Source organism: Rothia nasimurium (assembly GCF_928391935.1).
GTDB lineage: Bacteria > Actinomycetota > Actinomycetes > Actinomycetales > Micrococcaceae > Rothia > Rothia nasimurium_D.
Window position 1 is genome coordinate 191,259 of sequence record NZ_CAKMTD010000002.1, and the last position, 21,979, is coordinate 213,237.

Consider the following 21,979-nt stretch of genomic DNA (forward strand, 5'->3'; position numbering starts at 1 on the left):
GTCGGCTACAACTCCTGGGCGAAGTTACCCTCAAGTTTGCGGAAAAGAAGATCTCCAATCCACAGGGTAAGAAGAGAGGTGACTAGGGCAAGCGGAACCCAGAATGACAGCAAATTCGGAGGAATTTGCGATGTCGGAAGTAGGGCTGCCTCAGCAGATAGAGTGGGATTCCAGAAAGCATAGTGGAAAAGCTCCACAGCAACGGTCAGGGGGTTCAACATGTATACAGTCATGACCCACGAATAGAGGGTGTCCCGGACCATCGTCCATGAATACAAGACCGGTGAAAGCCAAGTGGCCACCATCAGCAACATATCAACGATATTTTCTGAATCACGGAAGAAAACATTAGCCACACCAAAGATAAGGCCAAGTCCTGCCGAGAAAATCATAATAATAACCATGCCGACTAGGGCAGCGCCAACCTGTTTCACATCAGGACTCCACCCAGCAAAGAAGCAGGCTATCAGGAGCACCAAAATCTGGGGCACAAAATGAATCAGGGCAACCCATACTGTAGATACAGAGAACAATTCCCTAGGAAGATAAATTTTCTTAATCAGGGCACCATTCACCACCATCGCCTTGGCACCATTGCTAAAACCTTCTGAGAAAAAGTTAATCACAATCATGCCCGAGAACAGGTAGATAGCATAGTTCTCCATGCCCCGCTCAAGACCGAGGAATAAACCCATAGCGATGTAAAATACACCGAATTGAACACCGGGCTTGATATATGACCAGAGGATACCAAGGACTGAACCACGATATCTTACCTGGATTTCCTTATCAACAAGAAGCTTAAGAAGATACCGATGGTTGATAACATCCATCAAGCCTCTTCCCCTACCCGGAGGTGATAAAGGTGCAGATTTTAGTGTGTTCATCGAGTTAGCTCAGATTCCGTATGCTTTTCGAAAGTCTTCTGCCAAGCTTCAAATGAGGCTATTTCAGTTGCCTTCTCACGGTACAGTTTGCTCAGTTGTGGCCATTGAAGTGCTAATTGAGTATGTAAACGGGTAGCCTCAATGAGCTTACTGCGCAACAACGCAGGATTGCGTTTATACCAAGATACTGCAGATCCTTCAGCATTAGACACTAATGCAGAGTCATACTGAGAGGTTCTCCACCAACGGTTATCCTGATGTGCAATGTGAACTTGGGGGGCCAACTTGGATTCATCTTTTATAGGAATTACTGTCTGTCGAATCACAGTTTTTAGGGTCCAAGGTACCAAGGATTTGTAGCTTGGAGGCGCAAAACCTCTACCCTTCCGTGGGGGCTTTGAGGATTTCGGCTGAGGAAGTTCGTCTATATCAGAGACAAATTGTGTTTCTGAATGCTCAGCAAGCATTTCTCGAATTTCACCAATTCGTTTATCAAGGATATCATGAAGCTGATCGGGACCGGCTAGGACATCTTTAAATGCCCTAATTCTCCCCTCCTCAGTTGAATACTGCATTGAAACCAAGTGCTTAAAATCAGCAAAAGTAGATTCTTTAAGCAATCGACCACCACGCTCATAGGGAGAATGAATTAATGCGGCAATGAGCCTGTTCCGTTCATGGAAGTATGACTGCCACCCCACCAAATCATCTTTATCAACCCAAGATACATGCCAGACAGCTGTACCCGGAAGTGAAACAGTGTTGTATCCTGCTTTTTTAGCACGGTAACCGAACTCAGCATCATCCCACTTAATAAATACAGGCAACGATAAGCCAATATCTTTAATCACTGAAGTAGGTATTAGGCACATCCACCAAGCATTGTAGTCAACATCAATTCGCCGGTGTAGCCAAGGAGTTCCTCTCAAATTACCAAATGCGAAATTAAATCCTGGAACGAGAGACTCATGTGCAGGCTCCCAGAAGAAACGATAAGGGTTAATTTTTTCGCCAAAAGTGTGAAGCACAGTTCTATTGTTTAAGTCAAACATGTGCCCACCCACTAAAGTGGGCTTCTTGCAGTAATCCCCAAAAATGATAGATCGAACAATAGATTCCGGTTCGATAGCAACATCGTCGTCAAGCAAAAGAACGTAATCTGAACCGTTTTTGATGCCTTCAAACATACCTCGTGCGAAGCCGCCTGAACCACCCAAGTTAGCTTGATTAATAATACGCAGCTTCCCAGCTAGCAGTTTAGCTATTTCTTCGAACTCTGAGTGGTCCTGCACTTTTTTAGTGCCTTGATCAACAACAAGAACTTCTTTTACTACGTTTAGCACTTCTTGACTTTCTCCAATAGCTCGGAGATTTGAAATACAGTAGTCAGGCTTGTTCATCGTAGTGATTTGAAGAGTTACTTCCCCGACACGAGGACGAGGCACCTCTGTACTCCAGCGTGCGTAATCTATAGTAACTGGCTCTCCAGAAGAGACAATATCAAACCAATACCAACCACCATCGCCAAATGCAGTAAGAGGTAGCTTGACAGAGGAGGATGACACACCCGTAAATGAAACTGATTTTACTGTCTGAACATTTCCCCAAGCATTTGATTTATAAATAAAGATAGTTCCCGCACCTTTAACCTGGTATTCAAGGTTAACACTCTTTATATTTGTCCAACGCTTCCAATAAGAGGCTGCAAATGCGTTAAAATATGTAGCGAACGATACTCTTTTGTTGGAGTCAATTGTTATAGAATAACGACTTGCCTTAGAGGCCAAAGAGTCATCAGAGTAGACAACATTGTTCGTCTGCGTTGAATCAGAATCTTTTTTAAGGTCCTCTTTCAGAGTTGTTTCTCTCTGGTACAGAAAACTATTATCAGATGAGTTTTGAAGCCCGCTCTGATCAACATAAAGAGGCAAGGTATCGCTATTTTCCACTGAAGGAAACACGATATTTTGAAGCGTGATGTTTTTCATTGAAATTTCCTTACGCGTCGATTCCACCTGAGACAAGCTTTTCGCCCTTTTCGAAGTGGGGGCGGAGCTTGTTGTCGAACATGGAGAGGGCAGCGCCGATGGCCATGTGCATGTCCAGGTACTTGTAGGTACCCAGGCGGCCGCCGAAGAGGACGTTGTTCTCACCACCGGCAAGTTCGCGGTACTTCAGGAGCATTTCGCGGTCGGCGCTGGTGTTGATGGGGTAGTAGGGTTCGTCGCCCTTTTCTGCGAAACGGGAGTATTCGCGGTGGATGACGGTGGCGTCCTTGGTGTAGTCACGTTCGGGGTGGAAGTGACGGAACTCGTGGATACGGGTGAAGGGGTAGTTGGCGTCGGGGTAGTTCATGACGGAGCAGCCCTGGAAGTCTTCGATATCGAGGACTTCTTCTTCCAGGTCAATGGTACGCCAGGACAGGTCACCTTCAGCGTAGTCAAAGTAGCGGTCTACGGGGCCGGTGTAGACGACGGGAACCTGGCCCAGGACCTTGGAGCGGGAGTACTCGTGGCCTTCTTCGAAGAAATCGGTGTTGAGGTGAACTTCGATGTTGGGGTGGGCGGCCATACGCTCAAGCCAGGCGGTGTAGCCGTCGACGGGCAGGCCTTCGTACTTGTCGTTGAAGTAGCGGTTGTCGTAGTTGTAGCGTACGGGCAGGCGGGAAATGATGGACGCGGGCAGGTCGGCGGGATCGGTCTGCCACTGCTTGGCGGTGTAGTGCTTGATGAAGGCTTCGTAGAGCGGACGCCCGATGAGGGAGATGCCCTTGTCGTTCAGGTTCTTGGGGTCGGTTCCAGCCAGCTCGCCAGCCTGTTCCTGGATCAGGGCCTTGGCTTCAGCCGGTGAGTAGGCGGCGTTGAAGAACTGGTTGATGGTACCCAGGTTGATGGGCATGGGGTACACGATACCGTTGTGGTTGGTGTAGACGCGGTGGGTGTAGTTGGTGAAGCCGGTAAAGCGGTTGACGTATTCCCAAACCCGCTCGTTAGAGGTGTGGAAGAGGTGGGCGCCGTAGCGGTGAACTTCGATTCCGGTCTTCTCTTCGTTTTCACTGTATGCGTTACCGCCGATGTGGTGGCGACGGTCAAGCAGGGCTACCTTCAGACCGAGTTCAGTTGCAGCTTGCTCGGCGATTGTCAGGCCGAAGAGGCCAGAGCCTACTACTACAAGATCAGCGTTCACTTACATACTCCTTGTTTGGGGCTGCAACCTGGTGGGGCAGGGAGCTGCCATACTCTGCATTTCTACATCGTAGAAAAACCTTCCAAGGTTTGCCTGGGTTGAGGCAAACACAGTTATAGATAAAACTACCGGATTCTAGGGCCTAGTGTCTGAAAAATTGGCTTGTGGTGCCGTGTGATTATTCCCCCCTGGCGGTTAGGCCTCCTAGTGGTGGTCAAGAGTCCCCTACAATTTTGAATTTTTTCCACCCCAAACACCCTAAAACAAGCAAATATGGTTGTTTTTTAGTTTTGTGCCGTTGAAATGGCACTTTTTCTGGTGTTTAGTTCACCCCATGGATCTACACATGAGAGTTCAGCAGCCCGGATCAAATTCCTTTCGTGCCGTGTATCTTTCACTCGGCGGACGCCCCTCTGGTCTACTCCTGTGGGAGGAATTATGTCGCCTGTGGGGTACCGAAGCCTATACCTGGTTTGTTGGCGGTAGGGATATTAGAGACCTTTCGCCAGCGGATCTATTGCCCCTCGATAGCGCTACCCTGAACTGCCAGCTGGTCAATAGCCCCCTTGGTTTTGCGCCGCCAGCTCCTCCTCTATTTACACTAACTGTGCTGCATGGCCCTGATTCCCAGCATCAATTCCCACTTGCTCGTGGACAGTGGAGTCTGGGGAGAGCAGCTAAGCACATTCGTGTTGCTGATCCTGCCCTTGAGCCTGTAGCTGGGTATCTTGAAGTCTCTAGTTCTGGCATTACTGTCGTCCAGGGTGACATTTCAGCTCCTGTGAATCTGGGGCAACCTTTCCAGCTGGGTGATTCCGTTTTTGTGGTTGATCGAGTGTCAGAGACCTCTATCAGTTCTTTTTGTGATCCGATCGGGCAAGAGGTTGATGTCCCTTCCCCACGGCCCCTGTGGATACTTTTAGTGATGCTGTGTTTCCCCCTGGTCATTGGTGCTGTCCTTGCCTGGTACACGGGGCTTTGGTTCATCGTGTTATTGGCTCTTGGTTCTTCTGTCGTGATGGGTTTGCATATGCTTGCTCAAGGTGGTGAAACCGGTCAGAGAAAGAAATTATTCAACTCCTGTATAGATCAAGAGTTGGCAGCTGTTTCCCAGTATCGCGGGCACCGGTCAGTTGCCCCTGGTCAGGGATTTGTTGTAGGACGCGGACGTCGGCCCATTCGGGTGAGGAGCAAGCACAAAGAGGTTGGGGACCTGCCGCTAGTAGATGACGTTCCCTGGGTTGTTTCTTTTGACCAGGTAAAGCAGTTTTGGCCCCAGCTGTCTCTGTCCACCCAGCGGGCGTTGATATGCCAGTTGCTTCGCCAGGGTGTTGAGTGTTCGGTTTTGGTGAATGAGTCCTCCTACGGAGGGCCAGTTGTCGAAGGCTCCCCTGCATTCGGTGAAATTCTAGAAGCCCTTGCAGGCTCACAGATGGTTCAGTTAGTGCGTCCTCATCAGATACTCCAAACTTCAGGTCAGGTACTTTTCACCCCCGTCGCCCTTCCTGATCTTCCGGATCAGGTCACGCAATTAGTGGTTGGTACCCCAAAGCACGACGGTACCCTAGAAGTACCGGATGTTTGGGAGTCAGTTACTCCCGATGGGATCTCGATAGCCCGTATGATGCAGGAGCTTGATGAGTTTCGGCAACCACCGGGTGTTTTTCACCCTAGAGGTTTGACTCGCACATCTGAGCTCCCCTCCTTTTCGGGCCCTACGAGCGCCGACTTCTCGACACACCTGTGGGCCCCTGAGGTTTCTTTTTACCTGGGCCAAAACCACGAGTCAGACTCAGAACTTTCACTGGGCTTAACCAGCGATGGCCCTCACTTCTTATGCGCCGGAACTACAGGTTCTGGAAAATCTCAGCTCCTCCGCACCCTTCTGTGGTCCATGGTGTTACGGTATCCCCCAGAGCGCCTGGGGCTTGTACTCATAGATTTCAAGGGAGGAGCCGGCCTCGGTCCCTTCGCGCCGCTCCCCCACGTCGCTTCCTTCATCACAGATCTTGACGATTCAACCTTAGAACGGGCCCTTAAATATCTCAGGGCTGACCTGAATAGGCGCAAGAAAATATTCCTCCGAGCTGGAGTTAGTTCCTACGAGGACTACCTCCACCTCTGCAGGACTCAGGAACAACCTCCTGAATTTCCCGAGCTGGTGCTCTGCATCGACGAGTTCAAAATGCTGGTAGATGGTTACCCAGAAATCATGGAAGAATTCATGCGCATTGCGACTGTCGGCCGCTCTTTGGGTTATCACCTAATTTTGGCAACGCAGAGACCACAGGGGGCTATTTCACAAGATATTCGGGCTAATATTTCCTCTATCTTGTGTCTCCGAGTCAGTTCGTCGCAAGAATCCTTCAACGTTTTAGGGTCAGATAAGGCCTCCCATATTTCTGCTTCCACTCCCGGTCGAGGCTATCTCAGCGACGGCAGCGGACAGCTCCTTGAATTCCAAGCTCCATTACTTGATGGTCTGCATCATGTTCAAACCAAGAACACTGTTCAAGCACGTTTCGTACTCTCTCAGCCTTCTGGTTCTCCTGGTGAGCAGCTGTCCCATTGTTTAACAGATGGGGAACTACTCACGCTTCACCAGTCCCTCTTCAAGGGACATAGGAAACCGCAGTACCAGCCGATTCCTCCGACGCCGACCGGTCCCCTTCTGGCATCGCCCCCTGACAACCTAGCCTCATCTCGCCCTTATGTCCTTGGAGAGTTTGAAATTCCTGAACTGGCAATTTGTCAGGATGTGGAATGGGGAAACTCTAACCTCCCCATCTTATTGATGGCTAGCCCTGCAGACCGTTCTACGCCCCTTCAGTTACTGGTCCGACAAGCCATGACCCGACGAGATCCCGTCATTATCTACACAGAGTCAGAGCAAACTGCTGAAGAGTTGTCTTCGAAGCTCGGCCAAGAACCAGGAGTTCAGATTCTGACCCCCAAGGACTTCGATTTCGTACGCCTGATCCTTGCAGAGCTAAACGCCTATTCAGCCCAGCGTCTCATCCTCATTATTGATGGACTCGATACCCTAGTAGATTCCTTGGGACGGTATCCAGACGCCGAGGCCCAGCTCTTCGAAGCCCTCACTGTCCGTCATCACGTTCAGCACAGAATCTTCTGCACATCCCTACAACAGCCTCGCGGCAAATTCCAGCATGTATTCCCTGTAACCCTGTACTCTGCCCAGGCCCTTGAAACTCACCCCGTCAAAGCTCATCAAAAAGATTATCCCCGTCCGCCCCATGGCATGTGGGCCCTTGAAGGAACCCCTGTACAGGAGGTATCCCAAGGTCAAGTCAAAGCAGGCAGCTTTGCCTGGGCTCAATTTGACGTCGATGCCACTGGCACGGAGCAGTTGCCTCACCTAGAGACAGACCCAGAGGTCATGTGTCCCTGGCAGCAGCTGCCCCACACCATATCTATAGAACAAGCCCTACTAACTACAGGGGCAGAACCTACCTTCCCCAGCCCAGGAAGCCTCTTCCTTGGAGTCAGCAGAAATAATGTTCCTGCCTACTTACCGAAAGTCCGAGGAGGGCTTGTGCCCATCTGCGGTAATGAACGCTCAGGTAAAAGTACCCTGCTAGACAGCCTGATTCAGGCTAATTCCCATCAAAGTTTCATCAAGCTCTCTGCACTCCAACAGCCAAGTCTTGAAGATATCGAGAAGGCTCTCGACCAACAAGGCCCTGCCCGCCCCATCCTGCTGATTGATGATCTGGAATACCTCTCTTCTGATGTCCAGCAAGCTATTTTGAACAAGAAGGAACAGTTCGAGCAGATTATTGTGACCTACAAGCATTGGCCCAGGTGGAGTACGTCTCCCGTCCTTTCAGCGATGAATGGAACCTCAACCGGACTTGCGCTCTGCCCAGAAACACCCGCAGATCTAGGATTCTTCCAAGGCACTCCCCTGCCCCTGGACCTCCGAACGGGCGGTAAAGTACCGGCCGGAAGGGCCGTACTCTTGACAGGTTCAAAAGCAACTGCCTTCCACGTTGCGGTACCCTGAGAGGCACACCAGAAGCAATTATTTCTGGGAGCTTGAAGCAAGATAGAGCAGAGTTTCCTTGGTAAACAGCAAGAGAACACAGGCACCTGCCAACACGGTGGAGGCGATTCCCATCAGAAAGTATCCCCCCAGGGCAGTTTGCACTCCAATGATGACTGCAAAAAGCTCCCAAACAAGCACCAGGGGCTGCCCAAATCGCCTCCCCTGATAGACAGCGAATAACCCTATACCCAGCACACCGGCAAGAATAAAGTAAAAGCTGGCCAGGACGGAGGCAACCCCCAGGTTTTCTGAAGACAGGATTCCCAAGATTGCATCGCCCAAAATATAAGTAATTTGAACTGCACCAATCAGGGCAAGGACCAGGACACTAACTGGTACCTTCCGCAGTACATGGGGCTGGTGTTTTGTCATTTTTCTCCTCGATGTGAAACAGTAGGGCACAGAGTTTCATCTCTAGGATAAGCGCCCCAGAGTGTCAGCACTCACGCGCTTTCACTCAACAACCCACCCCTGTGACATTTACCTCAGGGGTTGGAAGTATTTTGGCTCATAAACCCCTTGTCTAAGTCTCCATATCGTGCGAAAGTTATTGAGGTTCAAGTTTGGCCCCTTGTGAAAGGGGCCAGATTTTTTTGTTAGTTGTTGGTGAGCTTTCACCAGCTGATCCGGTTACCCCTATAGGAGAGCATGCTAATGGATTGGCGAAGCCGTGCTGCTTGTCTGGAAAAAGACCCTGAACTCTTCTTCCCAGTAGGAAACACCGGGCCTGCCTTGCTTCAAATTGAGGAAGCAAAGAATGTTTGCCGAAGCTGCACTGTAATGGACACGTGCCTGCAGTGGGCGATTGAAACCGGCCAGGATTCAGGTGTCTGGGGAGGAATGAGCGAAGATGAGCGCCGCGCAATGAAACGTCGTGCCGCTCGGGCCCGTCGGGCTTCCTAAAGGACACAAAAAGTCTGAGTTTAGTGTGGGGGCTATCCGTTCAACCGGATAGCCCCCACCTCTCTTTTGAGCTTTCAAGGCTTATATATCAGTGACTTCGATGGTCACCAAGGTTCCACCGCCATCTGCTGTAGACCAGTGAATCGACCCATTCAGCTCACTCGATACAAGGGTTTTGACGATTTGGGTGCCTAATCCAGTAGTAGAGGCTCCTTCCTCCAACTCCTGAATTTTCTGGTGGCTAATGCCCTCGCCACTATCTTGAACCGAGACCACGATGCTGTGGTTCTGCCGCTCATCGTAAAGATGCTTACAACCGAGGGTGACAGTACCAGTTTCCCCAGCTAAACCATGTTCAACTGCGTTCGCAACGACCTCGTTAATGACCAGGGCTAAAGGCGTAGCAACTTGGCTAGGCAGCATACCAAAGGACCCCTGAATAACAGTTTCAACGTGCTGGCCAGGTGATGCCAGCTCAGCAGCCAAACGGAACTGCCTTCCAATGAGTTCGTCAAAATCTACCTCCTGGTTGAGGCCCTGAGACAGGGCTTCATGGACCAGAGCGATAGTTGCGACCCGTCGCATTGCTTGTTCAAGGCCCTCTTTTGCTTCCAGGGTCGTCATTCGCCGGGATTGCAGTCGAAGGAGGGCCGAAACCGTCTGAAGGTTATTCTTGACTCGATGATGTATTTCTCGAATCGTAGCGTCCTTGGACATCATCTCCTGCTCCCGGTGACGTAGCTCCGTCACGTCCCGGCAGAGGATGACAGCCCCGTAGCGTTCCTCGCCCAGCCGAGAAAAATGGCGGAGGGGAATAGCCCTGAACGTAATGCTCTTACGGTTAGCCTTGATTTCTGCTCGCCAGGGCATCCGTCCTGTAAGAACGAGGGGCAGGGTTTCGTCAGCCTTTTCACCGGACGGCAGCAAGGTGCGGGTCACTTCCAGGAGGCTTTTGCCGATGAGGTCGCCCTCAAAGTTGAGTCGCTTGTAAATTGAAAGGGCGTTAGGTGAGGCGTAGGTGACCCGCCCATCTGTATCAACCGTAATCAGGCCGTCACTCACACGAGGATTTCCATGGGCTGTTCCTACGGGGGCTGAAAACTCTGGCCAAGCCCCACGTGAGACCATCAGCAAGAGATGATGGGAGACGTCCCGATATACTCTCTCAGCCTTTTGCCGTTTACGGGTCCCTAAGCTCTCCCGGTGGACAGAGAGCAAAGCAACCGTGCGTCCGTTACGAATGAGTGGGAAGAATTCGGCGTCCAGGACGATATCGGTCAGGTACTGTTCGTCCTTCACCGTCTTGGGGGTTTGGCTGTTCCAACTTGCCACTGCCCTGTCCACTAATTCCTTAATCAAAGGAACTCCCACGAGGTCCTGGTAGAAGACAGTATGGGTGCTGGATGGGCGGATCTGGGCGATGCTCACGAAACCAGTGGACGGAGGCAGGGACTGGGTAAGTGAGAACTGGTCAGAGACTGTCTCCTCATCTGGTATCCACAACAGCAGATCACAGTAACCTGTGTCTGCGATGATTTGCCATTCATTGGTGAGAAGGTGCAACCATTCGATGTCCCCAGGCCCGTAGGCACCGGTTTTGGTGAGGACTTCTGTAAGGGTCACGTTGCTTTACTCCTAGCTTGCTCTGCTTTCAACCCTTGCTTGTGCTGGCACAGCAGAGGTATCTGTGCGGACAGTCTATTACTTAGACTAGGCTCACATCACCTGAAGCTCCTAATTATCGGAGGAATCGTTTCACGCTCCTAGCGCCATTGCTCCTGACGGGAGAATGCCTAGTTAGATTGAGCTTCTACGATTTACCGGGAAAGGAGAACCATCTCCGCTTCTGTTGCCCGGCCTGGGTACGTCCTTCTTCCTTAGTGTTCTCAGGACGCCCCAGACCCAATTTTTCTTGGATATGGTCAGTTAGCTTGATGAGCTCCCCTGCAAGGGTTGAATTGGGGTCAGATTCAAAGACCGTCTTTCCAGCTAACCGAGCTTTTTCAACTGTCTGCGAGTCATCTGACATAAAGACGTCAATCGGGTGACTGGGGCCAAAGCGTCTCCAGGAATGTTCCAAAGCGCTTCGAGCTGCAGGGCCAACAGATTCGCTACGGACCCGGTTCACAGCAATGGTTACGGAGGACTCGTCAAGATCTTCCAGTTGTTGCTTCAATTGCTCGTATCCCTTGATCAGCCGGGGTATTCCAACGATGTCTGCCAACCCAATAACCAGAGTGTGGTCTGCTGAGGCAAGTGCTGCTAGTGTTGCGTCATTTCGCTGAGGCGCCAAGCCATCAAAGGCAAGTGCTTCATCTTCCTCTAGACAGAACCCTGAGTCGATAATGACGATGTCGTAGGAGGCAACGAGCCCTTCAATCACCTGATCCATGGTGTGCCGACGAATCTCGGTCCACCGATCAGGTCTGTTGATTCCTGATATGACGTGAAAGGAGCCGGACCTATGCGTGATGGTTGTTGTCAGCCTATCTATGGTTTGCTGAGTCAGCTGACCTCTTTCCGCATGGTGGCAAAGCTGGGCAAGGCTCGAATATTCATCGGTGAGCCCAAGAACAGCACTGACTGCAGGACCATAGGTGTCTGCGTCGACGAGACACACCGAGTACCCCTTGTCTGCATATGCCCCAGCAAGATTGACCGCGATAGTAGTCCTGCCGGGGGCACCAGTTGGCCCCCACACAACCAGGGTGTTCCCTCTGCTGGGTTTAGCCGACGTTGCCCGGGCATCAATTCCGGTGGTATCACTAGGCCCGTCAATATCCGGTGCCTCGACTAAACCTTTGGTGGTTTCGTATGCGTCTGCTGGGGTCCCTTCATCGTGACCGGTCTCCACCGCACCTGGTTGCTTCTCAACTGCTTGCTGAATCGCAAGGATAACCTCGCTGATGTCAGCTAACGAGTCAATATAGGTAGCCTGGTGGAAAGGAACTTGGTCGCCCGAATCGTTGATAATACAGACCGCTACGTCAGCTTCCACCAAAGAGGCAATGGTTGATAGGGTGAGCTCCTCAGCCTGAGTTACAATCAAGGCTGCTCGCGCTATCCCGCTCCGGGCCACTCCTAACAGTTCACCGATATCTTGAATATGACGGATGACGTTGACGTCCCCCCGCTGGGCTTCAATGCCAGCAATAAACCTGCCGCTGACGTCCCCCAGGACAATCAAAGGAATATGTGCCATCCCTATTCCTCCCCGTACGCTGCAGGGATGAGGTTAATGGCGGCACCACCGTTAGAGGCATTTAGAACCTGGCCCAGCTGGTCAGCGTTAACCCATAGCTCAACCGCAGTTTTCCCGGTCCCACCAATAATGGATTCCTGCGCCGTCACCGAGTGGATTTCAGCATGAGACACCAAGCTCTGCGGTTCCTCATAATCGTTTGATCCCTCTCGTTTGAACGACACCCACACATCGACCCGGTCACCGGACGTAAAGCTAGATACGGCGTAATGATCCATGAGGAGGGTAGCTAGCCGACGCCCATCCTTCAATTCGTCAGTGATACCTGACGACGTAATGAGCTCTCCAGCCTTCATAGGCTGAGTTGCAACCGTACCCGGCTTAAGCTCGACGTCCGCGCTCACGTAGTTCGGGGCAGCATCACCTAACTGCACATCGACGACTTTGAGATTTGCGGACGTCAAGGCATCACCAATTTTTAGGTCTGTAGAAGCCATGTAGAAGGGTTCAGTCTTATTGGCAAACCGCACTATCCCTACAACACCGATCATGGAGATAAGAATGAGCAGGAGGCCAAGCACAAGTTTGGGGTCCTTAAGTCCGGGGCGCTTATACCGCTGAGTTTCGGATGGAGTTGACATGTTGACACCTCTTTGAGTCAAATGAATTCTCGGTTGGCTAGGGGTTTTCCCTTGCAGTCTCTAGTTTTTCTGAGTTTACACTCCAGAAGCTAGCCCACGACACACATTACAAGCCATTTGCTTCCAATTTATATCAAATCGTTCCAAATGAAGTCATACTGCACTAAAATGGGTCTGCAGTAGAAGATCTTTACGCATCAATCGAGAGGCACCCAGATGGCCGAATCCCGTTTCCTAACCCTGACTGACGTAGCCGAAATTCTCAATATTTCCGCAAGTCAAACACGGGCACTTGTTCGCACCGGTGAACTTAAAGCCATCCAGATTGGCGGAAGGAACCAGTGGAGGGTCGAACGAACCATGCTCGAAGAGTACATCAAAGAGCGGTACGCCATCGCGGAAGAAACCATTAAAAATGAGCGCATGAACGCCGACATCAACTAACTTCCGCTCCCCCTCTATCTACTAGTCGATGCGCACTGCCGCAATGTTGAGCAAGGAAACCTCCCGAAGACTGAGGGACCTCCTGCCAGTTGCGGGATCAACAACGTCAATAGACACCTGGCAATAATCAGCACCAACTGCCACAATAATCCCCTCCGTACTGTGCCCGGAGTTGCCGCTATGGTCGATACGAATCCGTCGGCGCCCCTTCACCAATGCCCTCAACACTGAATTCAAGGTAAGCTTCCTGGCCACGTCACCTGTATCGGAATAAGACTTTTGGTCCCCTCCTTCCCACCACAATATTTCGGCGAGTGGGACGATGATATGCCCAGCATCTACTTTGAGGCGAAGCCAACCCATTCCAAGATCAACAAGTTTCCCTCTCCATACTTCGTCGTACCGCCAGGCAACTGTCACCAGTTTTCCCACCTGAGCGGCAAGCCTATCTGACATGGCTATACGTGACAGTTCTAGCTGCCTCAGCTCCTGCGCGTCCGCTTCGTAATCAAGCTGCCTTTGCGCATCTAGTTGCGCCTCGAAATCTCTGAAGAGTAGGTCTAGCGTATCCATAGGACTGAGCCTACCTGGATTCACCCAAATTTCGAAAAAGTCGAACAAAATCACCTAGAAGACTTGAAAGCCACCCAAACATCAGTAACATATTGAATTATCATCAAACTACATCAAATGACATGATTAGAGGTGATTTCAATGAAGAAGACGTTTCCTCGGGTCCTCGTTAAGGAGCTCATCCAGCCCTTCCTGGCATCCGTTGGTTTGTTGGTTGGTGTCGTGCTCTTACTTCCCAGCAGGGGTTCTGGTGCCCGTGTCCACGGTAGTTTCGACGCTTGGTTCAGCTGGTACTCCCTGGTGGGAGTCACGATTCTGTGCGGGCTAATTGTCCTGTGGTGGCTCGCTGGTTTTGTCTTCCTCGGGGGAAGTTATATCTTTGCCCGACTTCGACCCAGTTCCTATTCACCAGTTGTTCCCTCCTGGGCCCCTAAGGCAATGAAGACTCTTGCAGCTAGCACTCTTGGCGTGAGTGCTTTGATGGGTTCCGGTTTCGCTCATGCATCTGCTATGCCAGAAGCGACACTTGTGGCGGGTGTTGAGAATCAGCTGAGTGTCTCTCAATTGCTGCCCAGGGCCCCAGCGGCTGGGCAGATAAGCCAGCTGCTGCCTGAAGGTGGAGGTGTCGATTCTGAGCCTCGCCAGCAGGTAACTGTGACCTCCTTCAGAACTGTAGGCGAGCAGTCTTTGCCCTCGCCCCTTTTTCCTGGATCCTATGTGCAGGGCCCGCAGGCCTTGATAGTTGAGGCTGCTGCGAATAGCTATTCAGGCATTTCCCCCTTCTTTGGAGCAGGTCAGAGAATCGCTGGTGGTTCTGGTGGTGGTGAAGCTGGTCCTGCTGGTCAGCGGATTACCTACACGGTTGTCAGTGGTGACACGCTGTGGTCTATTGCTGAAAAGCATCTTCCTGCTACTGCCTCTGGAGCTGAGATTTTTGATGCTGTTCGTTCTATTCAGTTGAGTAATCAAGACTCTATCCCCACTCTTGATGCCCTGATTTTTCCTGGTCAGACCATTCATTTTTCCCTTTAGTTTCCCCGTTGAAGGATTTTCCCATGAAGACGACTTTTCCCGAACATGATGATCGCCGGTTTTTTGCGATGGATATTGATTCTTATGCTCGTGCCTTGGCACGTGGTGCTTCTTCACCTCGTGTGAGTGGTGTTGAGCATGTTGTTCCTGTTATTGATGAGGAAGAGGCTGCGGTTGAGCAGCTTGGTATAAGGATTGGTACGGCTTCTCTTGAGATTTTGATGGGTTGGAGGCCTGTTCATCATTTGTCTGCTTGGGTGTCGCCGGGGTGTTTTCGGGCTTTTGAGAAGCAGGTGGCTGTGGTGCGGAAGGTGGTTGCTGAGCGTCATCGGAAGTTTCCGCCTGTGCGGTCTCAGTTGCGTCCTCAGCCGTTGAAGCCGGTGAGGATTATTGTGCAGCGGGTTTCTTCGGTGGCTTTTGAGATGAGTTTGTTGGTGTCGGATGGTTTGATGACGCGGGCTGTTGCTCTTCGGGCTGAGAAGGTGAGGAAGAGCTGGCGGATTACTTCTCTTCAGGTTGCGTAGTGTTATCCCCCGGAACGTTTTGGATCCGGGGGATTTTTCTGTCTTGGTATGGGGTGTTGCAGGATTTTTCCGAGCGTGCGAGGAAAGAAAAAATCCTGCGGAATGGTTACCCGCGACCCGCTCCCCCCTCGCTGTTCCTCTTGTGTTTAGTCGAGGTAGTCGCGTAGGACCTGGGAGCGGGAGGGGTGACGGAGTTTAGACATGGTCTTGGACTCAATCTGACGGATAGGCTCGCGAGATGGAGCAGGATTTTTCCGAGCGTGCGAGGAAAGAAAAAATCCTGCGGAATGGTTACCCGCGACCCGCTCCCCCTCGCTGTTCCTCTTGTGTTTAGTCGAGGTAGTCGCGCAGCACCTGGGAACGGGAGGGGTGACGGAGCTTAGACATGGTCTTGGACTCAATCTGGCGGATACGCTCGCGGGTAACCCCGTAGACCTTACCAATCTCGTCCAAGGTCTTGGGCTGGCCGTCGGTCATGCCGAAGCGCATGGCGACGACGCCTGCTTCTCGTTCTGAGAGGGTGTCGAGGACGGAGTGGAGCTGCTCTTGGAGCAGGGTGAAGGAGACTGCGTCTGCGGGGACGACGGCTTCGGAGTCTTCGATGAGGTCACCGAATTCTGAGTCGCCATCTTCACCGAGGGGAGTGTGCAGGGAGATGGGTTCGCGGCCGTATTTTTGAACTTCGATGACCTTGTCGGGGGTCATATCGAGTTCTTTGGCAAGTTCTTCGGGGGTGGGTTCCCGGCCAAGGTCTTGGAGCATTTGACGCTGGACGCGGGCCAGCTTGTTGATGACTTCGACCATGTGGACGGGGATTCGGATGGTGCGGGCCTGGTCAGCCATGGCACGGGTGATGGCCTGTCGGATCCACCAGGTGGCGTAGGTTGAGAATTTGAAGCCCTTGGAGTAGTCGAACTTTTCGACGGCGCGGATGAGACCGAGGTTGCCTTCCTGGATGAGGTCGAGGAAGAGCATACCGCGACCGGTGTAGCGCTTTGCGAGGGAGACGACGAGTCGGAGGTTGGCTTCGAGCAGGTGGTTCTTGGCGCGACGACCGTCGTGGATGACCCAGCGGAGTTCTTTTTTGAGCTGGGGGTCCATGTCGGGGTTTTCTTTGAGCTTGTGCTCGGCGTAGAGGCCTGCTTCGATTCGCATGGCAAGGTCTACTTCTTGTTCTGCATTCAGCAGGGCGACCTTACCGATTTGCTTGAGGTAGTCCTTGACGGGGTCGGCGGTTGCACCGGGGGTGACGACGCGGACGGCGGGGGCGTCGTCTTCGTCGTTGTTGGTGAGGACGAAGCCGGATCCCTTGGCGGCTACGGCTTCGGCTTCCTTTTTTTCTTCTTTGGTGACGGAGTCTGTGTCTTCATCTTCTTCCTCTTCGAGGTCGTCGATGTCTTCGTCATCTACGATGTCTTCGTCGAGGTCGAGGTCGTCTTCGGTGAAGTCGTCTTCTTCGTCTTTGACCTTGCGGGTCTTTTTGGGTGCGGCTTTTTTGGTGGTAGTTTTTTTGGCCCGCTTGGGTGCTGCCTCAGCTAGGTCGTCATCTGCTTCTAGGGTTTCTGCCGCTTCCTCAGCCTTTTTAGACTTAGTGCGGGTTGAGGTTTTTTTTGCGGTTGCTTGGGTGGCAGCGGTTTCGCTGGCTGCTTTCTTGCGTGCGGCTGGTGACACAGAAAACCTTTCTGAGCTAATTGACCGTAGCGAGTAGGTTGTGGTGTTAGCGGTCAAAACACCTAAGACCCTGTCAAGAGTGCCGTGCGATGTTTTGGCTTTCCTGGAGTCTTCATCAGTGGTTAACACTGGATGAGTTTTGTTTATTCCAGGTGGTTGGCCTGTGGTCGCTGTGATACTTCTTGATCGGGGTCAATAGCCTAGTATGACATGTTTTAGGTGTGGTTTCCATGAGGCGGGGCTTGTGCTGCCTCTGTTGTGGGTCACTTTCTTGGGGTTGTTGGGTCTGGGGTGATCCAGAGTGGCAGCACGCCTGAGGTGATGAGGGTGTGGATGGGTAGTGGGGTTGTGCTTGGGCTGAGTCGATTGGCTTTGTTGAGTAGGATGGCTGCTTCTGATGAGTAGCCGAAGCTCCATCTGATCCAGGCTTGGAGGGCTATGAAGTGGCTTTCTGCTTGGGTTGTGGAGATGTTTTCTAAGAGGGCTGCGAGGCTTTCTAGGGCTATGAGTTTGGTCCAGTGTGGTTGTTTGTCTTGTGCGCCGAGGAGTGCTGTGGCCAGGGGGCGGGCGGCGTCGGTGGTTGCTGGTGTTTTGGGATGTGGGAGGTGTGTTTTTTGGTGTAGTTCTGTGCAGCCTAGGGGTGTTAGTTCTTCTTGTGGTGGGAGTAGCCGGTGGTGTTCTTGGTGTGGCCCTTCTGGCTGGGTGCCCTCTATTTCTGCGATGAGTTCTAGGGCTTGGTGGGCTGCTTCTAGTGTTTCTAGGGTTGCGCCTAGGAGAAGCTGCATGGTGAGGCTGTTGTCTAGGGAGGACGCTAGGTAGGCTGCGATATGGGGTGAGACGAGTTCCCGTAGCTTATCTCCTAGGATGTATCCCTGGTCTGTGGTGAGTAGTTTTCGCCGCAGGCTTTGTGCTTCTTGGTGGGTTTGGGCTGTGCCCCATTCTGTGTGGATTTCCTGTGCGATGGTGGTGAGTACCAGGTCCCAGATGGTTAGGTCTGCTTCAAGTTGGAAGGTGGTGGGCGGGTTGAGGGTGTGGCGTTGGGTGGTACTTTCAGCGGTGAGTATTTCTGCAAGTGATAGCCAGTGGTCGCATTCTTCTGCGTCGTGGGTGTGGAGTGGGGCTGGGCTGAGTTGTTCTGCGCTTTGTTCGATGTTTTCTGCGATTGAGTACCCTCGGGTGAGGAAGTCTATGTAGACTCCGCTGCAGGTTATGTCTTCTACCTGACATACCTGGTGGAGGTTGAACTTTGTTCTGTCGAGGGCCCAGATGTCGTCATGCCCGATGATGATGAGGTCTTGGAGTGTGATGTCTCGTAGGGTGGTTTGTAGGTGTAGTTCTGGGAGCACACTTGTTTGAGAGAAGGCCACTAGTTCTTTCTCTTTGAGTTGTGATTCCTGGCTCTGGTTCGTGTTTCTTTCTGCCTTACTTTCGGTAAAGGCTAGGACGAAGATTTGTTGTGTTGGGGTACCGCTGGAGGTTTCTGCTGGAAGGTAGGTGAGGAGTGCGTTGACGGCTTCTTCTACTCTGTTTTCGGTGAGGATGGGTAGGTCTACTCGGAGGATCGGTCCGACGCCTTGTCCGTCTGAGGCCAGTATGACGAGTGAATTTTCGGGCCAGTAGCCGAGGAGGAAGAGGGAGGCGGCAACGACGTCGCGTTCTGAGCTGATGCGGGCGGTGATGGGTGTTCGTGACGGTGAGTTGAAGGTGTTCATAGCTTCACTGTGGGGTACTGGCGGCCCTTCTGACCAGGCTTCGAGCCCCCTGTGAATTATCGTTCACCATCTGGCTCCCTGGCCTGACTGGTGCTTTTACCCTTGTTTCACCCGATGGTGTCGCGTATTTGATGAAACCCCTGGAGAACCTTCACTGTCATGACGTGAATTTTCCACAGGGGTTACATCAGGTATTGAACCTGCTAGAAATTTTCTGAGGTTTCGTCTTCACCTTGGTGGTGGCTGTTCCTCAGGAGGAACTCTTCAATTTCTGCGCCAATTTCATCCCGTGATGGAATCTTACCTGCAGCACGTTCTGATAGGGGGCGGGAGGCGCTCCACTGGGCGGTATTAGCGTCGTAATTTTCTTCAAGCCGGTTGATCATCATCTGAATTTCGGGGTTGGCGCTGGCTTGCTCGTCGATCTGGTGCTGAACATTGACTGATAGCTCGCGCAACCGGTCTGATGGCAGGCTCAGTTGGGCAGCCATAGACAGGTGTTCCATAGCCACGAGTGCAGTTTGGGGCAGTTCAGATTCGGAGAGATATTGGGGTACGTTGACTGAGAAACCGGCTGTTCCGATTCCTGCTTCGGTCAACCGGACTTCGAGCAGGCTTGAGACTGACCCTGGGACGATGGCGTCCGGCTGGTAGGCCGAGATGCCTGCGGTGAGGTCCTTCCGGGACCCGTGGGCTGTCACGGGGATAGGACGTGTATGGGGTACGGGCATGGGGAAGGCCGTGATGGAGAGGGCCACTGATACTTCAAGTTGGACTGCAATTTCCACGATTTCAGCGGTAAATTTTTGCCAGCGGAGGTCAGGTTCGGCCCCAGCGAGCAGGAGGAATGGTTTACCAAGACGGTCTTCAACCACGTAGATCTTCAGCTCGGGCAGGACGGGGTCAACAAACCGGTCTTTCCTGAAGGTGATGCGAGGGCGTCGCGTCCGGTAATCATGAAGCTGATCTGCATCAAACTCGATGATCGCTACGTTCTCTAGTTCATGCAGTAAGACCTCACCCAGGTGACCTGCGGTTCCGCCGGCGTCCTGGGGGTGGGAGAGGGCAACGACGAGGGGCAGGCCCTTCAGGCGCGGGTTATCCAGGGCACCTGCGTGGGCGATGTAGAGCTTGTCGTGTTGGTTCATCTTCTGCTGCCTCCTCTTCCTGTGAGCCGGGGTCGTGGTGATTCTGTCATCCATTCGTAACTCGTCGCCCCTGAAGCGGTGCGTTTGTAGGCGACTGTCCCCGTGTCGTGATTATAACTCGTAGGGACCAGCCTTTATTCCCGTGTTCAAGGTGGGCGGGCCCGTCCAGTAACTTTCCTGAGCCGCCTGTTCGCTGTGCGTGATGCCCAGCTTTAACAAGGTTGCAGAGGTTACATTTTTTGCTCTGAAGGAATAGGCTTAGATGTTGAGTGCCAAGCCACAGCACATATTTTGCTCGTGCTGGCCGTTTGATTCCCACCTGATCAAGGAGACTTCAATGAGCGAATCTCATGACCTTTCTTTCTCTGTTTCTTCCCCTAACCTGGAGGACCTTGACGTCAACGTCCTCGTGCTGGGCGTACATTCAGACAAGGAAGGCCCCTTCTTGGCCGCCCACACTCTCGACGATGAGACCGCAGAGGGCCTGGATGCAATCTTGGAAGATGTTGGGGTAACTGGTGCGCAGGACGAACTCGTCCGCCTCCCCGGTTTTGAGGGAGTTGGCGCGGACGTCGTTGCCCTCATTGGTCTGGGTGGCGCAAAGGAGGACGAGGCTGCCCGCCTGGTTGCCCTGCGCTACGCTGCTGGTTCTGCCGTCCGTCAGCTAGCTGGCACCGAGAGCGTTGCCCTGGCCCTGGGCACCAACTCGGTAGAAGAGCTTGCGGCGGTGGCCGAGGGTGCAGCCTACGGTGCCTTTGCTGATGCCCAGATGCGCGTCAAGACTGCCGAGTCCGTCAAGGCCCCCGTCGCTGACGTCACCATTGTGACCGAGCTGTCTTCATCTGAGGCCGAGGGCGCCCTGACCCGTGCCCTAATTCTGGGTGAGGCCGTTGACCATACCCGCCGCCTCGTCAACACTCCCCCCTCTCACCTCTTCCCTGAAACCTTTGCAGAACGCGCCCTGGCCCGTCTTGAAAACCTTGACGACGTTGAGACAAAGGTCTGGGATTACGAGGAGCTGCTTGCCGGGGGCTTTGGCGGTATCGCCGGCGTCGGTCAGGGATCAGAACGGAAGCCCCGCCTGGTTGAAGTTAAGTACACCCCTGCCGGAGCCACCAAGACAGTTGCCCTGGTCGGTAAGGGCATTACCTTTGATACCGGTGGCATCTCCCTGAAGCCTGCTGGCTCCATGACCACCATGAAGTCCGATATGGCCGGGGCCGCAACCGTCCTCAACGTCGTAGCTGCTGCTGCTGAGCTGAAAATTCCTGTCGCGGTAAGCGGCTACCTCTGCCTGGCTGAAAATATGCCCGGCGGCAACTCCATCCGTCCCGAGGACGTCCTGACTATGCGTAGCGGCCACACCGTTGAGGTCATGAACACCGACGCTGAGGGTCGTCTGGTCATGGCCGACGGCCTGGCCCTGGCCTCCGAAGCTGAGCCGGACGTCATCCTCGACATCGCGACCCTAACCGGCGCCCAGCTCATTGCCCTGGGCGTCCGCACCGCCGCAGTCATGGGTGCTGAGGACGTCCGCAACCAGGTACTCGATGCAGCCAAGGCCGCTGGTGAAGACTACTGGCCTATGCCCATGCCCGAGCACCTGCGCTCCAGCCTCAAGTCCCCCGTCGCTGATTTGCAGAACATCGGCTCCCGCTACGGCGGCATGCTGGTTGCAGGTCAGTTCCTTGAAGAGTTCGTCGGGGAAAAGGACGGGGTCAAGATCCCTTGGGCCCACCTTGACTTCGCAGGCCCCTCCTTCAATGAGGAAGCCCCCTACGGCTTCACCCCCAAGGAAGGTACCGGCCACTCGGTAGCTACCCTTATCAAATTCATCGAAGGCTACCAGGCCTAAGCCAATCCTCGACTGATCTACCAGATCAGTAGCCGTCCTGCCCTGGCTTATCCCCAGGCAGGGCGGCTTCTTTTAACCCTGAATTTAACGTGGGATGCACCATATCTCATAGGCATATCTGAAACGGATGGC

General features: G+C 52.9%; 17 protein-coding genes and 1 pseudogene. 6 read left to right on the forward strand and 12 right to left on the reverse strand.

Annotated elements, in window-relative coordinates; translation table 11 throughout:
- Positions 1 to 5: 5 nt before the first annotated feature.
- The 3 genes from L7A15_RS04150 to glf are packed head-to-tail and all read right to left on the reverse strand — an operon-like array spanning position 6 to position 4,073.
- Positions 6 to 887, reverse strand: coding sequence for an ABC transporter permease (locus tag L7A15_RS04150; protein WP_237208357.1), 882 nt, complete (start codon positions 885 to 887; stop codon positions 6 to 8).
- A complete protein-coding gene (locus L7A15_RS04155) occupies positions 884 to 2,875 on the reverse strand; it encodes a glycosyltransferase (protein WP_237208358.1) in 1,992 nt (663 codons plus the stop codon). The genes L7A15_RS04150 and L7A15_RS04155 overlap by 4 nt, the downstream gene beginning before the upstream one ends.
- A 10-nt stretch (positions 2,876 to 2,885) precedes the next feature.
- Entirely contained in the window at positions 2,886 to 4,073 is a 1,188-nt protein-coding gene (gene glf, locus L7A15_RS04160) for a UDP-galactopyranose mutase (RefSeq protein ID WP_237188474.1), read from the reverse strand.
- A 346-nt stretch (positions 4,074 to 4,419) separates the two neighbouring features.
- On the opposite strand from glf, the gene L7A15_RS04165 reads away from it, so the two are divergent.
- Positions 4,420 to 8,100 carry an FtsK/SpoIIIE domain-containing protein gene (locus tag L7A15_RS04165; protein ID WP_237212313.1) on the forward strand — a complete coding sequence of 1,227 codons (3,681 nt, stop codon included), beginning with the start codon at positions 4,420 to 4,422 and terminating at the stop codon, positions 8,098 to 8,100.
- Between the two features lie 18 nt (positions 8,101 to 8,118).
- Here the strand turns inward: L7A15_RS04165 and L7A15_RS04170 are convergent, their stop codons facing one another.
- Positions 8,119 to 8,514, reverse strand: a complete 396-nt coding sequence (locus tag L7A15_RS04170) for a hypothetical protein (RefSeq protein WP_237208360.1) — start codon at positions 8,512 to 8,514, stop codon at positions 8,119 to 8,121.
- 282 nt (positions 8,515 to 8,796) lie between these two features.
- On the opposite strand from L7A15_RS04170, the gene L7A15_RS04175 reads away from it, so the two are divergent.
- Complete coding sequence (locus L7A15_RS04175; protein ID WP_135013289.1) at positions 8,797 to 9,045, forward strand: WhiB family transcriptional regulator; 249 nt, start codon at positions 8,797 to 8,799, stop codon at positions 9,043 to 9,045.
- A gap of 81 nt (positions 9,046 to 9,126) precedes the next feature.
- Here L7A15_RS04175 and L7A15_RS04180 read toward each other — a convergent pair whose 3' ends face one another.
- The 3 genes from L7A15_RS04180 to L7A15_RS04190 all read right to left on the reverse strand — a co-directional run bounded on the left by L7A15_RS04180 (position 9,127) and on the right by L7A15_RS04190 (position 12,888).
- Positions 9,127 to 10,668: a sensor histidine kinase gene (locus L7A15_RS04180; protein WP_237208361.1), complete on the reverse strand. Its 1,542-nt coding sequence runs from the start codon at positions 10,666 to 10,668 to the stop codon at positions 9,127 to 9,129.
- A gap of 187 nt (positions 10,669 to 10,855) precedes the next feature.
- Positions 10,856 to 12,247 (reverse strand): AAA family ATPase, encoded by a 1,392-nt coding sequence (locus L7A15_RS04185; RefSeq protein WP_237208362.1) that lies wholly within the window; start codon positions 12,245 to 12,247, stop codon positions 10,856 to 10,858.
- Between the two features lie 2 nt (positions 12,248 to 12,249).
- Positions 12,250 to 12,888 (reverse strand): SAF domain-containing protein, encoded by a 639-nt coding sequence (locus tag L7A15_RS04190; RefSeq protein ID WP_237200972.1) that lies wholly within the window; start codon positions 12,886 to 12,888, stop codon positions 12,250 to 12,252.
- A gap of 216 nt (positions 12,889 to 13,104) precedes the next feature.
- Here L7A15_RS04190 and L7A15_RS04195 point away from each other — a divergent pair, with 216 nt between their 5' ends.
- Positions 13,105 to 13,332: a helix-turn-helix domain-containing protein gene (locus tag L7A15_RS04195; RefSeq protein WP_237188466.1), complete on the forward strand. Its 228-nt coding sequence runs from the start codon at positions 13,105 to 13,107 to the stop codon at positions 13,330 to 13,332.
- 21 nt (positions 13,333 to 13,353) lie between these two features.
- Here the strand turns inward: L7A15_RS04195 and L7A15_RS04200 are convergent, their stop codons facing one another.
- The gene (locus tag L7A15_RS04200; RefSeq protein ID WP_237208363.1) at positions 13,354 to 13,905 is read right to left on the reverse strand and encodes a hypothetical protein; all 552 of its coding nucleotides are present in this window, start codon (positions 13,903 to 13,905) and stop codon (positions 13,354 to 13,356) included.
- 438 nt (positions 13,906 to 14,343) lie between these two features.
- On the opposite strand from L7A15_RS04200, the gene L7A15_RS04205 reads away from it, so the two are divergent.
- Both L7A15_RS04205 and L7A15_RS04210 read left to right on the forward strand, forming a co-directional pair.
- Positions 14,344 to 14,937 (forward strand): LysM peptidoglycan-binding domain-containing protein, encoded by a 594-nt coding sequence (locus L7A15_RS04205; RefSeq protein ID WP_237208364.1) that lies wholly within the window; start codon positions 14,344 to 14,346, stop codon positions 14,935 to 14,937.
- Between the two features lie 23 nt (positions 14,938 to 14,960).
- Entirely contained in the window at positions 14,961 to 15,461 is a 501-nt protein-coding gene (locus L7A15_RS04210) for an Rv3235 family protein (protein WP_237188461.1), read from the forward strand.
- A 146-nt stretch (positions 15,462 to 15,607) separates the two neighbouring features.
- Here the strand turns inward: L7A15_RS04210 and L7A15_RS10770 are convergent.
- The 4 genes and pseudogenes from L7A15_RS10770 to L7A15_RS04225 all read right to left on the reverse strand — a co-directional run.
- Positions 15,608 to 15,688, reverse strand: a pseudogene (locus L7A15_RS10770) (RNA polymerase sigma factor); the annotation flags it as partial.
- A gap of 103 nt (positions 15,689 to 15,791) precedes the next feature.
- Positions 15,792 to 17,132, reverse strand: a complete 1,341-nt coding sequence (locus L7A15_RS04215; RefSeq protein ID WP_237208365.1) for an RNA polymerase sigma factor — start codon at positions 17,130 to 17,132, stop codon at positions 15,792 to 15,794.
- Positions 17,133 to 17,395: 263 nt separating this feature from the next.
- Positions 17,396 to 18,844 carry a DUF4192 family protein gene (locus tag L7A15_RS04220; protein ID WP_237208366.1) on the reverse strand — a complete coding sequence of 483 codons (1,449 nt, stop codon included), beginning with the start codon at positions 18,842 to 18,844 and terminating at the stop codon, positions 17,396 to 17,398.
- Positions 18,845 to 19,047: 203 nt separating this feature from the next.
- Positions 19,048 to 19,992, reverse strand: coding sequence for a proteasome assembly chaperone family protein (locus L7A15_RS04225; protein WP_237188458.1), 945 nt, complete (start codon positions 19,990 to 19,992; stop codon positions 19,048 to 19,050).
- Between the two features lie 337 nt (positions 19,993 to 20,329).
- On the opposite strand from L7A15_RS04225, the gene L7A15_RS04230 reads away from it, so the two are divergent.
- Positions 20,330 to 21,847, forward strand: a complete 1,518-nt coding sequence (locus L7A15_RS04230; protein WP_237208367.1) for a leucyl aminopeptidase — start codon at positions 20,330 to 20,332, stop codon at positions 21,845 to 21,847.
- Positions 21,848 to 21,979 lie beyond the last annotated feature (132 nt).

Coding starts and splice junctions, on each gene's coding strand:
- L7A15_RS04150 (WP_237208357.1), bottom strand. CDS start 887: ATGAACACACTAAAATCTGCACCTTTATCACCTCCGGGTAGGGGAAGA.
- L7A15_RS04155 (WP_237208358.1), bottom strand. CDS start 2,875: ATGAAAAACATCACGCTTCAAAATATCGTGTTTCCTTCAGTGGAAAAT.
- L7A15_RS04165 (WP_237212313.1), top strand. CDS start 4,420: ATGAGAGTTCAGCAGCCCGGATCAAATTCCTTTCGTGCCGTGTATCTT.
- L7A15_RS04170 (WP_237208360.1), bottom strand. CDS start 8,514: ATGACAAAACACCAGCCCCATGTACTGCGGAAGGTACCAGTTAGTGTC.
- L7A15_RS04175 (WP_135013289.1), top strand. CDS start 8,797: ATGGATTGGCGAAGCCGTGCTGCTTGTCTGGAAAAAGACCCTGAACTC.
- L7A15_RS04185 (WP_237208362.1), bottom strand. CDS start 12,247: ATGGCACATATTCCTTTGATTGTCCTGGGGGACGTCAGCGGCAGGTTT.
- L7A15_RS04190 (WP_237200972.1), bottom strand. CDS start 12,888: ATGTCAACTCCATCCGAAACTCAGCGGTATAAGCGCCCCGGACTTAAG.
- L7A15_RS04195 (WP_237188466.1), top strand. CDS start 13,105: ATGGCCGAATCCCGTTTCCTAACCCTGACTGACGTAGCCGAAATTCTC.
- L7A15_RS04200 (WP_237208363.1), bottom strand. CDS start 13,905: ATGGATACGCTAGACCTACTCTTCAGAGATTTCGAGGCGCAACTAGAT.
- L7A15_RS04205 (WP_237208364.1), top strand. CDS start 14,344: ATGAAGACTCTTGCAGCTAGCACTCTTGGCGTGAGTGCTTTGATGGGT.
- L7A15_RS04210 (WP_237188461.1), top strand. CDS start 14,961: ATGAAGACGACTTTTCCCGAACATGATGATCGCCGGTTTTTTGCGATG.
- L7A15_RS04220 (WP_237208366.1), bottom strand. CDS start 18,844: ATGAACACCTTCAACTCACCGTCACGAACACCCATCACCGCCCGCATC.
- L7A15_RS04225 (WP_237188458.1), bottom strand. CDS start 19,992: ATGAACCAACACGACAAGCTCTACATCGCCCACGCAGGTGCCCTGGAT.
- L7A15_RS04230 (WP_237208367.1), top strand. CDS start 20,330: ATGAGCGAATCTCATGACCTTTCTTTCTCTGTTTCTTCCCCTAACCTG.